The following is a 13,114-nucleotide window of genomic DNA, read 5'->3' as shown; positions in this document are numbered from 1 at the left end:
TTTTGACAGTATGCTTTTAACTCAGATTCAATATTTGGGTTTAACAGTTTGAGCATGACCGTCCTTAGGCACATAACACCCTACATAACCGGTTTGTGACGCTTTTCCACAAATCCGGTTGATGTTATTGTTAGGTACTGTCGCTACCACTACCACGACACTATAAAAACGGCCACACCATCAGCCTTATAATTTGGACTTTTCTCTATTTTGGCAGCCAGAGACAATATCGAAGTCTGTTCAGAAGGCTTCCCAGATATCGAAAGTTCTATAATTTTACCATTAGAATACTCTTTAACTAAGTGTTCTAGCAATTCACTGATTGTAAAAAGTTTACCTTTAATAGATACATGGTCTGCATCAACATATTTTGCATAAGTGGAAACTTTGGTGGGCTCCGAAGCAAAGCCGGAAATCGCAGAAACGAAAACACTCAAAAAAAGAAAAAGTCTTAACATTACTCTCATGTACCTAACGTCCGAATTTGCTGCACAAGCTTGTGGCCTACACTTTGTGAGGCACGAACAATGGCCACGAGTTTGGGTCAGCAACATACGTTTGTTATTGCGCCACCCCACTTCACTATCGCGGCTTTGCCGCCACGAACTGTTTGCACAACAACTTGATTAAAATTATTACCCTAGACTAAACCAAACTGCCAGAAAACTGCAACTATTGAAAAACGTTACTGTGAACTAGATTTGATAAAGCTGGTTTTGGGAAGAAGGATTTAAAGTTGAATAAACTGCAGGCAAATTGCGTAAAAAAGCAGTCGTTAACTCGAAGAAATACGGAAGATATCCACCTTTGCGCTAAACAGTAATCTGAAAGGCTTTTGCGCTATAACGTCCGAATTTGCTGCACAAACTTGTGGCCTAAACTTTGTGAGGCACGAACAATGGCCGCGAGTTTGGGTCAGCAACATACGTTTGTTATTGCGCCACCCCACTTCACTATCGCGGCTTTGCCGCCACAAGCAGTTAACACAACAACTTGATTTAAATTATTACCCTAGACTAAACCAAACTGCCAGAAAACTGCAACTAGTGATAAACGTTACTGTGAACAGGTTTTTATAAAAGCGATTTGAGAAAGAAGTATTTTGAATTGAATAAACCGCAGGGGAATTGCGGAAAAAAGCAGTAGTTAACTCGAAGAAATACGGAAGATATCCACCTTTGCGCTAAACAGTAACCTGAAAGGCTTATGCGCTATAACGCTTCAAATAAGCGGCGCAGGCTTGCTGGCTATACTTGGCGAAGAATGAGCCCCAGCCAGCGAGTATGCGTCCGGCGACGAAGGAGCGTACTTGATTTGCTTTGTTAGACGGCGCAATAAACATGCTGTAAACATCCTTTGTCTGTTGAATAACACTATTACCTAATACAACCACCAGATAATAACCCCTGTAATTTCCTTGTTTAAAGATAGCCTGAAACAACTAAACAGTTCAAACAACCATTACTGCCAAATGGTTTATTGTTTTAAAAACCACCTAGAAGAAAAAAGAAATGATGTTGGCATTTCTCGCGATTTTAAAACAACTATGCACCTTAAACTAGCGCCTTCTAACACTTCACATATGGGGCGCAGGCTTGCTGGCTATACTTGCGCGAAGCGCCAGCCAGCGAGTTTGCGTCCCAATGAGCGAAGCGAATGAACATGATGTGTTTGTTATACGTACTTTTCACTAACAACCACCTACATAACAGGCAATATACAAACCATACATTGGCATTGCTAAAAGTGTAACCAAACCACTTACAATACTAATTAAAACCTTAATTCTTGAAACATAGCAATACACAAAAACAACCACTAGATTTGCAACAAGGTAAGTTAATACGTTTTCAATAAGAGCATTGTTAAACAGGAACTCTAGCTCGAATTTATTTGGCGCATGATAAATAACACCGACAAGACTTAAAACGTAAACAACTAATAAAACCAAACCACATTTTTTAGGAAGTGATGTGTTTGCCGACATGAACAATGCTGACACTATGACAGAAGTGACAGGTAGAACGAAAAACTCAAACTGATACATGTCTCAACATCTCTGTACGTATAACGCCTTTGTCATTTGCGTTTTGGTTGTAGTGGAGTTTTGGGGTAAAGTGGCGTAGCCACCCCAAAACGGAGCGTAGACCAAAACGTCAAATGGACAAACTTGTTATGTTTCACTATTTTTTGAGCTAAATAAATCACCAATCTTTTTTATGTCGATTCCTACACCTGCAACATTTGGCTGCAAAATCAACGTATCAAGAAAGGAGCGAAAGCCGTTCTTCTCTGTTTTTTTGACTATTGAAAAATCTGTAAGCTTTTTCTTTTCACTAATATCTTTAAATACTTTCGTTATTAAAGACACCACATCATCTGAATTTGAACAGTAATTTCTCAGAGGAATAAGGAGCATATGTTCATTTAATTCCTCTCTTGTATAGTGGCGTCCCTCGTTTTCCCTGAAATATTTGGGATGCAAAGTAGTAATAAGTATCCCAGGTAATACCTCATCACCAGATTCGCCATTAATATCGTGGTATGAAAATATTTCGTTGTTGAAATGAATACTTTCAACACCTTTAATTACCACTGCATCATTTTGTGAGGCCATGCCCATCATTTTACTGAGGTTCCGTTCAAGAGCGTCACCTAATCTTTCGTGCCAACCGTAATCCAAGACGTATAAATAGTAAGCACGCTCAGCTTCTGCTGGAAGCTCACCTAAAGAATGAACATATAATCCCATAATTAGCACTCAATCTCGAAGTTGAAGAACATAACGCTTCACATATGGGGCGCAGGCTTGCTGGCTATACATGCGAAGAATGAGCCGAGCCAGCGAGTATGCGTCCCAATGAGCGAAGCGAGTGAACATGATGTGTTTGTTATGTTCCGGCAAACCTGAGAAGCCTCCATATTTTCGATAAACTAAAAGAAAATAAGCTTAAAGTGAGTCCGCAAATTACACTTAGTAAACCTTGCCAAAAATAATACATCTCAGTATCCGATTGTTCTCTAAATACTAAATAATGCTGACCTAAAGCTACACTCCCATTAAAAATGAAATATAAACCTAATAAGAATATTGCTGCTGATAACAATTCAGTAGCGTTGGAGTCAAATTGGGAATTGAAACCAAGAAACTTTCCAATAGACTTTCTCGTAGCAATCAGAAACAAGCCAATTACCAGCTTAGTAATTAAAAAAACCAAAGTGCCAAAATAAAAGGAGCCCTCATCTGCAATCAGATTAGAAGTTTTGATAGTGATAATGGACGTCAAGAAATCAGGCATGGAGGAGGCAATCAACCAGACACCAGATATGGCCAAGCAGGTTTCTCCAAAGTTACTTATCCGCATCCAAAAACTCCATTAGGGACATAACGCCCCGTATTTACTGCACAAACTTGCTGGCTATACTTGGCGAAGAATGAGCCACAGCCAGCGAGTTTGGGTCAGAAACATACGTTTGTTATTGCGCCTAACCTACTCACTATCGCGGCTTTGCCGCCACAAGCAGTTAACACAACAACTTGATTAAAATTATTACCGTAGACTAAACCAAACAACCAGAAAACTGCAACTATTGATAAACGTTACTGTGAGCAGGTTTTTATAAAAGCTTTTTGCGATGGGAGTATTTATATTTGAATAAAGCACAGGCCGTTTACGGAAAAAAGCAGTAGTTAAATCGGAGAAGTACGGAAGATATCCACCTTTAAACTATAAAGTATTTAGACAGGGAAAAGCGCTATAACGCTTTGCTAAGCGGCTAAAAATGGCTGGCTATAATAGCGAGGAACGAGCACAGCCAGCTGTTTGTGTCCGTTTAAGCAACTTGTTAGCTGAATGTTATTGGCAGAATAGAATGGTCTATTCCTCTTTTTTTGAATTCGATTTTCATCCAAAATAACAATCTAACCATTAAATTCATAAATAAGGTAATAAACCTAATTCTATTTTCACTTGTTTCCCATTTATGAATCATTTCTTTTCTTTCACCTGTGTGATCAGTACCATTAACTACCAAGGTGAACTCTTCACATTTTGTTATGTTTGCCTCAGACATAAAGTTGTTCACTTTATTCTTGAGGCTTTCAATTGCTGACTTTTCTAATTTAAATTTTTTACGATGAGAAAATTTATTTCTGATGTCATTTACCTTATCAAGTAAGTCATGAACTTCTTTAGTTAAACCAAGGTTTTTAGATATAGTTAGCTTTACTTTGAAAGAGACAAATATTCCGGAGTAAAGGTCATCACATTTTGTAACTTGGCTACTCCAGCAGTTTAATAATTCTTCTAAAATTAAATGAGCTTTTAATATACATGCCGTTTCATCGGGGATATTGATCATGCTTAAGATATCTTCATTATCAAAGATATTATTCATCTCATTAGTAAAAGGGATTTGTTTATCAAACACAATACGATTCCATTTCGATATTCAGCTAACGCTTAATATAACGGGAAAATACGGAGCGACAGCGAGTAATTTTCCCGTTGATGTTTTTGTTATGTGCCATACACCCACCAGATGACTAAGATAAATAATGAAAAGAACACTAAGCCCTTTTTGTAACTATTATTTCTGACTTTTATCCAAAACAACTTTTGAGCTTTTTGCTCAGGTTGACTTAACAAATGGTCACAATGAGGACACCTGTTACCTAAATACATTATCAGATTACAACTTGGGCATTTTGCAGATGGCTCAAACGCACCGTTTCCCATAATTGTAGGTTTCTCAGGCTTCATAATTCCATTGGCACATAACGCCTTACTAAGAGGCAAATATCAGTTGGTTAAAATAAGCGACGAAGGAGCAAAAACCAACTGTTATTTGTCCTTTTGAGTAACTTGATACTCATTGAGCCTCCCCAATCAGCGTAACTTTTCAGCTACTCTGATAGGTGACAAAACCAACGGAGAAGCTCAATGAACTTTTATACTAATACACATCCTTACTATTGTGGAATAGATTTACACGCACGCTTACTTTACGTATGCATTATTGATGATAAAGGTGAGGTACTTGTCCATAAAAAAGTAAAGGATTCACCCGAACAATTGCTGGCTTTATTAACTCCTTATTTAGGCAATATCATTGTGGGCGTGGAATGTATGCACTGTTGGTATTGGGTAAGTGACTTCTGTCGGCAACACAATATAGATTTCGTATTAGGTCATGCCTTGTATATGAAAGCCATTCATGGCGGTAAAACCAAAAATGATAAAATTGATTCATTTAAAATTGCTAAATTGTTACGTGGTGGCAATTTCCCCTTAGCATACAACTACCCCAACGAATTACGGGCTACCCGTGATTTACTTCGCCGCCGTACCAAACTTGTACGCTTTGGCGCGGACTTAAAAGCACATGTATCAAATACCGTGAGTCAATACAATTATCCTGCTCATTCCCTTAATTTACGTTATCCAAAGTCTCGTGAAAAAATGTCTAACGTCTTTGATGATATATCCGTACAGCGCAACATCGATATTGATTTACACATAGTCGGTCATATTGAAACAGAGTTACGCCAGGTTGAATGGTTTATCGAAAAACAAGCCAAACAACATAACGCTAAAGACTATTACTTACTCAAATCTATTGCTGGGGTAGGACAAATCCTCGCACTCACCATCCTATATGAAATCGGTGATATTGAACGCTTTGAAAGCGTTCAAAAGTTCGCTTCTTACTCTCGATTAGTCAAATGTAAAGCTGAGTCAGCGGGTAAAACCTATGGTACTCAAGGCAACAAAATTGGCAATGCTCATCTCAAGTGGGCGTTCTCAGAAATGGCTGTACTTTACCTACGGGGTAATGACAAAGCTCAGGCCTATTTAAACAAATTACAAAAACGCATGAGTAAAGCAAAAGCCTTATCTGCATTGGCACATAAACTCGGTCGCTGCGTTTACTTCATGTTGAAACGTCAAAAGGTATTTGATGAAAGTCGATTTCTAGCAGGTTAGTCACGTCATTCGGTGAGCTGAACGTCTAACTAGCACCTTATGCAGAGTATGTGAAAACGTGAGTGAATTCGTCACTGGTTTAACACCTCTTATCTCGTTTATATACCACCGCTAGGTAACTACCCGGCTTGATTAGACACCGAATGGGCGTGCATCAATACTTTGCGCTAAATCGCTTACACCTAGCCTGAGCCTGAAACTAACTGGTGGAAATATCCAACCTTCATTTTGAATAGTGCCAGTGCTGGGTTAACCGATGAATGTCTAGTGCCCCTGCTTGCAATAAGGAATTTGAAAAAGCAGGCTGCGATGAGATCGCATAAGAGAGCCTCTATATGTGTTTGCTGTAGGCGATATCCTAACAGTCACAATGACAGATGAAGTAAACGGCTTAGCCCAAAGATTTGGATTGATCTGAAAAATAGATCAAAAGCACACTAGTACCTATTGACTAACCGGAGGCTCATATGTGTTATGTGCAAATATTAATAAAACCTGCAATTTGATTTTGGCAAGTTTTGAACAGCTTCAATGGCGTACACAAAATTTGATAATTGAGCTTCATCATCTTGTAAAGGTGAAAAACAAGTTGTATTGATTTCACCTTTACTGTCACCATATTTAATTTCATATGGGTAACTGCTAACACATATTTTTTCTAGATCAATTAAACCAGCATTGCCATCGCGTATGTCTTGTTTGGCTAAGCGGAAAAGTTGTTCCCTTTCATTTTTTGTAAAGGGCAAAACAACTTCTATATTCTCTTGGTTTTCGAGGCAAAGTGAGCGTTTAAAAACGCCTTTACGAGAATCGAAAGAATCGCTTCCAACTCTAAATGATGCGAACTCAGTATTACCGGTTAACGAACAAGAACTTAATAAAAGAGGAAAAAAAACTAGAATTATTCTCACAGCTATCCTTTGCACATAACAATATTATTAGTTAGAAAAAATCCCTTTTATTACGCGGAATATTTCCTGTATTTAACATGAGTCATTTTTAGCATATTTGTTAACTGTCTGTACAGGTTAAAAATATTAGCAAGATGAAATGATTAGTTTACATATAAAACGGAAATTTTCCCTAATTTTGCATTGATACGGAAAAAATCAGTTTTACCTGAATTAGTAATATTAATTTTAACGGTTTGCTATTTAATTTGGGGCTTAATGTTATCTCTGTTTAACAGCCACTTATTGGCACAGTTGAGAGATTGTCATCTCTTCTTTGAAGTGAAAAATAATTACCATTGCACTTTCTCAAATTTTGAGATTGTGTCATATTTACACTACATTATGACTAGTGCCCTTTAAAAATGGGCTATTTTGACTCATTTGATAGTGAATGGCTTTAATGAAAACACCCCTAGGTTCTTATCAATTTCGTGTTGAGGATAATGTTGTTTATCAAACATTTAGAGGTATGTTCAGTGGGCATACCGCTGCAACATACTTAAGCGAAACAAAAAAAATGATTAACCAGTTCGACGGCAAACCGTTTTCTATGCTCATAGATATTAGTGATATGCTGGGCCTGACCCCAGAGGGATATGAGATGATTGATAAATTTAACCACTGGCTAAATTCGCAAAATCTCGTCGCCAAAGCGATTGTCGTTTCAAACGATGTGATAGGCAAAATTGTATCTGAACGCGTACCTGAATTAAAAAAACAGAACGTCAGGTATTTCCATGATCTCCATGATGCTATTGAATGGGTCAAGAACACTCAAACCAACAACTCCCTATAACATCGTTAAACTCTAACTAGGTTAACTCAACCTAAGGCTTTAATTCCTATAGAATTTCAACACCTATAAAGATCAATAACTCCCTTACAAGCCTGTTAAAACGGGATGTTTCATTTCTTATACTTTAGGCTAAATTAGCGTTATTTTTGTTTATTTTAGCGTCAACTTAGCTATCATCTTAGCATCAGAGGAAAAAACTAACCCGTTTGCTACCTAAGCTAAGCAAACCTAATCAAGAGGGAGTAAGGATGATGAATACACCTTACGGTTCTTACAGCATGTTTATCGATGGCAATACCATAGTTACTCGTTTCGCCGGTATGTTTAATGTAGCTACAACCGAGCTTTTCGTTCAGGAAGCGAAGCCCTTGATTGAGCAGTTTGGAGATAAACAGTTTTTAGTGTTGGCCGATATGCTCAATCTAGAAGGAGCAACACCGGAAGCCTACACTGTCATAGATAGTTTTAATCGTTGGATAAACACCCGAAATATGTTGGCCAAAGCGTTAATCATCGAAAATAAAATTATCGCTCAAATCGCCAGGCTAAGAGTCGAGTCTACGAAATACCAAAATATCCAGTACTTTAAAACGAAAGAAGATGCGTTGAGCTGGTTTAGTGAATTTCAACAAAAACAAATTGCAAGTTAAGCCAGTGCTACTCAGCTATTTAGGGCGTAGCATTTCAAATTGTTGCATATCATTCACAGCAAAGTAGTCTCCAGCCCCACCGCCTCGTAATATGGGCTGATTGTACGTAGTTTGATATACGCCATCTACCACAGCAGACTTTTCAATATGAACGGCTACAACTTCCCCTAACACTAGGTAGCTATCGCAAACATCACCATTTTGCGATTGTAGTTGAATCACTTGTGTTGTTTTACATTCCATAGTTACCGGAGAACTGGCAACCTGGGGGGTATCAATTATTTTAGATCTGCCCTTTTCCAACTCCGCAAATTCGAATTCATCACCGTCTATCATTGCACTGGTAAGATTCATTTTTTCAGCGAGTTCCCGAGTCACTAAATTCCAGCAAAATTCTCCCCTTTGCTGGGCGTTTTCTACAGAATCTTTAAATCCAATGCTAGAAAAACCAATGATAGGTGGTGTGTAATTAAATGCGTTAAAAAAACTATAAGGGGCAAGGTTAGCCACGCCTTGTGCATTTAGGGTTGAAATCCAACCTATGGGTCTAGGCGCAATAATGGCATTAAATGGATCATGCTTGAGGGGATGGCCTTCTTTAGGCTCATAAAAATAGTAATTGTTCGACATCACAAATGCTTTCCAAAGGTTTTATGTTCTTCAGACTTTTAGATTATCATCCTTAACCATTTACACGCTAAAAACTTATCCTTAGCTTATTATCTTGTCATTAAATCTTGATACAAGATCAATTAAATCAATCCACTAATCCGTATTTGTCTTGCAGAACGCCAATGATCTCTTGTTTAGGATTATTGCTAAGCTTTATGGGTTTACCCGTTATTTTCTCAGCTATATTTAAGTAGGTTTGTGACAAATCCATAAGCGCTTGCTGAGGCAACAGATTATTTTGTGCAAGTGTAGCTCGTTCTGGCATTCTGTCTTTGTTTAACAAAATGTCAGGCTCCGGAAAATAACTTAAAAGCATTTGCCTAAAACCCTCTTTAGAGTTTTCGATCACTTTGCCGTCTCGATATGCAGGACCATCCCAAATACGAGATGAATCAGGGGTCCCTACTTCATCCATATAAATAAGCTTGTCTTGCCCTTGTCTATCTTTAACATAACCAAACTCAAATTTTGTATCTACAAATATTTGATCAATATCAGATAACGCTGAAGATATAACGTCAAAGCCCTGTTCTAGAAGCTTTTCATACAAATCAACATCACTGATCTGTTTAAAATTAAAGCGCGCAAAGTGCTCGACAATCGATTGCCTAGTAATATTGGCATCATCGGCTTCTTGCACACCGGGAATTCCTGTGAGTACACCTTTGGTTGATGGTGTTATCAGCAACTCGGGTAATTTACTGTCTTTCTCAAGGCCTTCAGGCAGTTTGATACCGCAAAAATCACGATCACCTTTGCTATAAGCACGCCACATGGAACCCGTAATGTACTGTCTTCCAATCGCTTCTATCAGCACAGGTTTGGCTTTTTGAACTATCCAAACCAACGGATGAGGGACATCCAAAATGTGACTATCGGCCAACCCTTGTTGTTTAAATAAATCGAACCAATGATTTGAAATGGCATTTAACGCTGCACCTTTTCCCGGCACACCGTCTAAGCCTTGTTCAGCGCGCCACACGCAATCAAATGCAGAAATACGATCACTAATAACCATCACGGCTAAAGGGGTATCTTCTGCCACGTCATAATTGTTTTGCTGAATTAGCCGACGACTGTCTTGTTCGGTTAACCAATATACCGAGCGAACTTTGCCACTGTGAACGGGCTCATTCGTTCGAATGGGTAAGTCATCATTCACCGCTAAAACCGTGTTGGCTAAACTCATACTACAAATTCCAATAAAACGCGCATTGTTATCAATTAAATATCTAAGTTCTCTGTGCCCATGGCTTCTTTAAAGTCAGGATACAAATCAGTTACTTTTTTAACCTCAAAAGGTTCGCTTTCTTCATTCAACAGGGTAAAAGAGGTTTTCGGCCCTTGCTTTTTCACCTGAATACGGTAGTCCGTTTTTTCTAAATCAAGTTGACCGTCGCTTTTTGAGAATAAATTATCCCACCAGGAGCTCTCTGCCCCACCGTAATTAACAAACAACAGGCCGGTAGATTTATCTAAATCTTTTACATTAAAGCCCAGTTTGCGAAGAACAAGCAGTAAACGAGGCCAAACCAAGTCATATTGACCATCCACTACGTAAGCAGGATCGCCATCAGCATTGAATCCCATTTCTAAAGCAAAACCATTGCGGATTTGACGGATTCTCTTCACATCTTCCAAACGCACTTGTTTTTCGTAATGACTGATCACTTGGTTTAATATTTCGACTTCGTTACGACGCGATTGCTCAAAATTAAGATCGGCAATCACTTCCTCACCCACAGTCTCTAAATAATCACGTAGTACAACTTTTAATTTTGCTGTTCTACCGTGGGGTTTAATATCTAAATTAAACTCAAATCGACGTCCAATACTACGCTCAGTAGTTGTCCAGTTAAACCAGCTATTGTTTTCATCTGGTTCAATAATCATCCAATCAGTTACTAAAACTTGTGCGTCTTTGTCAAATTCAACAACGCCAATGTCTCTTTCATCTAAAAAGCTGATCACTGAATTCCAAATGGTTGTATCTAAAGGCTCAGAATCATCAATTTGGTCAAACCAAACGGTAGCTTCTTTTAAACCTTCCTCTACATGGGAACCTGAAACCAAAGGCAGCACTAAAGACGGCGAAGTTACCGTAACTTTATCGCCAACTAACTCTTTTGGCGCATTCTCGCCCAACTCTGGAATATCATAATCATTCTTATAATATGGCTTGTCTAAGTCACTGGGGACTTTGTAAGCCACATTTTCTTCAGACTCTACGTAGTCATAATCACCATTGGCACGCTGCCTTTCTTCAAGGCTAGTACAACCGCTTAAAGCGCCTACACCTAGACATACTGCTAAAATTGTCAATCGAGCCATGCTTAATTCCTTTGTGTTTTTTCTAACCATTAATTGTAATGCCTGTTGCACGCATGACGTCTTCGATTACATTTTTGGATTGGAGTTCCGGAAGAATTAATGGTAAGCGTAAAAAAGCACTGTCAATTAAACCCATTTTGTACAATACCCACTTCGGCAGTACTGGATTGGGCTCAATAAATAAAGCGTCGTGAAGCGCTGCAACCGACTGATCAACTTTTTTTGCTTCAGCAAAATCTTTAGCTGCGGCTAACTCACACATTTTTGCCATTTCAGCTGGTACTACGTTTGCCGTTACCGAAATCACACCGTGGCCACCGTTGCATAAAAATTCACAACTAGTAAGGTCATCACCGCTAAGCAATAAGAAGTCATCTGGCACTAAGGCTTGGGTTTGCTTCAAGCGCGCCATATCCCCAGTTGCATCTTTTAATCCCACAATATTTTTGTGTTTTGCTAATACCGCAACGGTTTCTGGCAGCATATCAGCAACAGTTCTACCTGGTACATTGTAAAGAAGCACAGGTAAATCAGTGGCATCGGCGATGGCTTCAAAATGGGCAATCATGCCTTTTTGTTGTGGTTTATTGTAATACGGCACCACACTTAAAAAACCAGCAATACCGGTATTAGCCAATTGTTGACTTAAAAAAATCGCTTCAGAGGTTGAGTTTGCGCCACTCCCCGCTATCACCGGGATCGCATTATTCGCATATTCAACGGTTTTTTTCACCACTTCGATATGTTCTTCAAAGGGTAAAGTTGCTGATTCGCCGGTTGTGCCTACAGACACCAAACCGTGAGTTCCATTTTCAACATGAAACTCAACAAGCTTTTTAAGTCCAACATAATCTACCTCCCCGTCTGGGTGCATCGGGGTTACAAGCGCTACAAAACTACCTTTAAACATGTTTTCTCCACAAAAATGAGCGCCTAATGGTAATGATCAAGGCCGCTAAAAACAAGCAGATAATCAATAAAATAGTCTTACCTGAATCTGTTTACTAAATAGTGCAACAGACTTGGGTTTTGTCGCCCTAATTTAGTTCTGCATAAATAAACTCAAATAGTTGTTTTTTAAAAGTTTAAAAATTCCTTTATAATAGTCCTTTCGTTTTTACTTTGAATTAATTTTAATTAATGAAACAACAACTCATCGTTACTATTCTGGGCGGTAATAATATGGGAATTTTAAGTGAAATTTCCAATACTGTTAGCGCTACAGGTTGCAATATTTTGGACAGCCGCCAAGCTATTTATGGTGAAGACTTTTCACTTACCATGATTTTGGAAGGCTCACAGCTGGAAATTACTAAGGCTGAACTGAAAATACCTCAAACCTGTCAAAGCCATGATCTACTCTCTATGATGAAGCGTACCAAGCGCCACAGTAAACAAAATTTGGAACATCTTATTGATGTACAAATCAGTGGCGACGATATTCCTGGTGTGATCCACAAGGTGTCTGCTTTGCTAACGAGTTTCGATGCAGCAATAAGTGCATTGCGGCAACACACGTTCACTGACCAAGATAGTCAGAAGGAAAAGATGAAGGTCAAATTTGTCGCAAGCATGCCTCTCGAGGGTGATATGACAGGGCTTACCACTCAATTCCATGCACTACTAGATAGCTTAAATTTGTCTGGTAAAATTAGTGAAAATCACTAATTTACCCCACGGGTTGCAAAGGTAACGGCACAAAGAGTGTTAACCATAACTTAATCA

15 protein-coding genes are annotated in these 13,114 nt (G+C 38.7%); 4 read left to right on the top strand and 11 right to left on the bottom strand.

Annotated elements, in window-relative coordinates; genetic code table 11:
- Positions 1-149: 149 nt before the first annotated feature.
- From Q4574_RS10575 to Q4574_RS10550, 6 genes are all read right to left on the bottom strand, one after another.
- Complete coding sequence (locus Q4574_RS10575; RefSeq protein WP_303474060.1) at positions 150-458, bottom strand: hypothetical protein; 309 nt, start codon at positions 456-458, stop codon at positions 150-152.
- Between the two features lie 746 nt (positions 459-1,204).
- Positions 1,205-1,393: a hypothetical protein gene (locus Q4574_RS10570; protein ID WP_303474058.1), complete on the bottom strand. Its 189-nt coding sequence runs from the start codon at positions 1,391-1,393 to the stop codon at positions 1,205-1,207.
- A 297-nt stretch (positions 1,394-1,690) separates the two neighbouring features.
- Positions 1,691-1,987: a hypothetical protein gene (locus Q4574_RS10565; RefSeq protein WP_303474057.1), complete on the bottom strand. Its 297-nt coding sequence runs from the start codon at positions 1,985-1,987 to the stop codon at positions 1,691-1,693.
- Between the two features lie 186 nt (positions 1,988-2,173).
- A complete protein-coding gene (locus Q4574_RS10560) occupies positions 2,174-2,752 on the bottom strand; it encodes a hypothetical protein (RefSeq protein ID WP_303474056.1) in 579 nt (192 codons plus the stop codon).
- 139 nt (positions 2,753-2,891) lie between these two features.
- A complete protein-coding gene (locus Q4574_RS10555) occupies positions 2,892-3,365 on the bottom strand; it encodes a hypothetical protein (protein WP_303474055.1) in 474 nt (157 codons plus the stop codon).
- Between the two features lie 481 nt (positions 3,366-3,846).
- The gene (locus Q4574_RS10550; RefSeq protein WP_303474054.1) at positions 3,847-4,431 is read right to left on the bottom strand and encodes a hypothetical protein; all 585 of its coding nucleotides are present in this window, start codon (positions 4,429-4,431) and stop codon (positions 3,847-3,849) included.
- 512 nt (positions 4,432-4,943) lie between these two features.
- On the opposite strand from Q4574_RS10550, the gene Q4574_RS10545 reads away from it, so the two are divergent.
- Positions 4,944-5,987 carry an IS110 family transposase gene (locus Q4574_RS10545; protein WP_216047532.1) on the top strand — a complete coding sequence of 348 codons (1,044 nt, stop codon included), beginning with the start codon at positions 4,944-4,946 and terminating at the stop codon, positions 5,985-5,987.
- A 485-nt stretch (positions 5,988-6,472) separates the two neighbouring features.
- Here the strand turns inward: Q4574_RS10545 and Q4574_RS10540 are convergent, their stop codons facing one another.
- The gene (locus Q4574_RS10540; protein ID WP_303474053.1) at positions 6,473-6,898 is read right to left on the bottom strand and encodes a hypothetical protein; all 426 of its coding nucleotides are present in this window, start codon (positions 6,896-6,898) and stop codon (positions 6,473-6,475) included.
- 433 nt (positions 6,899-7,331) lie between these two features.
- On the opposite strand from Q4574_RS10540, the gene Q4574_RS10535 reads away from it, so the two are divergent.
- Together Q4574_RS10535 and Q4574_RS10530 are read left to right on the top strand one after the other, a co-directional pair.
- Positions 7,332-7,736, top strand: coding sequence for an STAS/SEC14 domain-containing protein (locus Q4574_RS10535; RefSeq protein WP_303474051.1), 405 nt, complete (start codon positions 7,332-7,334; stop codon positions 7,734-7,736).
- Between the two features lie 248 nt (positions 7,737-7,984).
- Positions 7,985-8,386, top strand: a complete 402-nt coding sequence (locus tag Q4574_RS10530) for a hypothetical protein (protein WP_303474050.1) — start codon at positions 7,985-7,987, stop codon at positions 8,384-8,386.
- 15 nt (positions 8,387-8,401) lie between these two features.
- On the opposite strand, the gene Q4574_RS10525 is transcribed toward Q4574_RS10530, so the two are convergent.
- The 4 genes from Q4574_RS10525 to dapA all read right to left on the bottom strand — a co-directional run bounded on the left by Q4574_RS10525 (position 8,402) and on the right by dapA (position 12,299).
- Positions 8,402-9,016: a flavin reductase family protein gene (locus tag Q4574_RS10525; RefSeq protein WP_303474048.1), complete on the bottom strand. Its 615-nt coding sequence runs from the start codon at positions 9,014-9,016 to the stop codon at positions 8,402-8,404.
- Positions 9,017-9,143: 127 nt separating this feature from the next.
- Positions 9,144-10,247 (bottom strand): phosphoribosylaminoimidazolesuccinocarboxamide synthase, encoded by a 1,104-nt coding sequence (locus Q4574_RS10520; protein WP_303474047.1) that lies wholly within the window; start codon positions 10,245-10,247, stop codon positions 9,144-9,146.
- Between the two features lie 35 nt (positions 10,248-10,282).
- Positions 10,283-11,389 carry an outer membrane protein assembly factor BamC gene (gene bamC, locus Q4574_RS10515; RefSeq protein ID WP_303474046.1) on the bottom strand — a complete coding sequence of 369 codons (1,107 nt, stop codon included), beginning with the start codon at positions 11,387-11,389 and terminating at the stop codon, positions 10,283-10,285.
- Positions 11,390-11,411: 22 nt separating this feature from the next.
- Positions 11,412-12,299 (bottom strand): 4-hydroxy-tetrahydrodipicolinate synthase, encoded by an 888-nt coding sequence (gene dapA, locus Q4574_RS10510; protein ID WP_303474045.1) that lies wholly within the window; start codon positions 12,297-12,299, stop codon positions 11,412-11,414.
- Positions 12,300-12,529: 230 nt separating this feature from the next.
- On the opposite strand from dapA, the gene Q4574_RS10505 reads away from it, so the two are divergent.
- On the top strand, positions 12,530-13,057 hold the full coding sequence (locus Q4574_RS10505; protein WP_303474044.1) for a glycine cleavage system protein R: 528 nt from the start codon (positions 12,530-12,532) through the stop codon (positions 13,055-13,057).
- Positions 13,058-13,114: the final 57 nt, after the last annotated feature.

Origin of the sequence: Aliiglaciecola sp. 3_MG-2023 (assembly GCF_030548205.1) — a bacterium.
In the GTDB taxonomy this organism is placed as follows: Bacteria; Pseudomonadota; Gammaproteobacteria; order Enterobacterales; family Alteromonadaceae; genus Aliiglaciecola.
The sequence above is the reverse complement of the archived record's forward strand: the minus strand, read 5'-3'. Positions and strand labels throughout refer to the sequence as shown.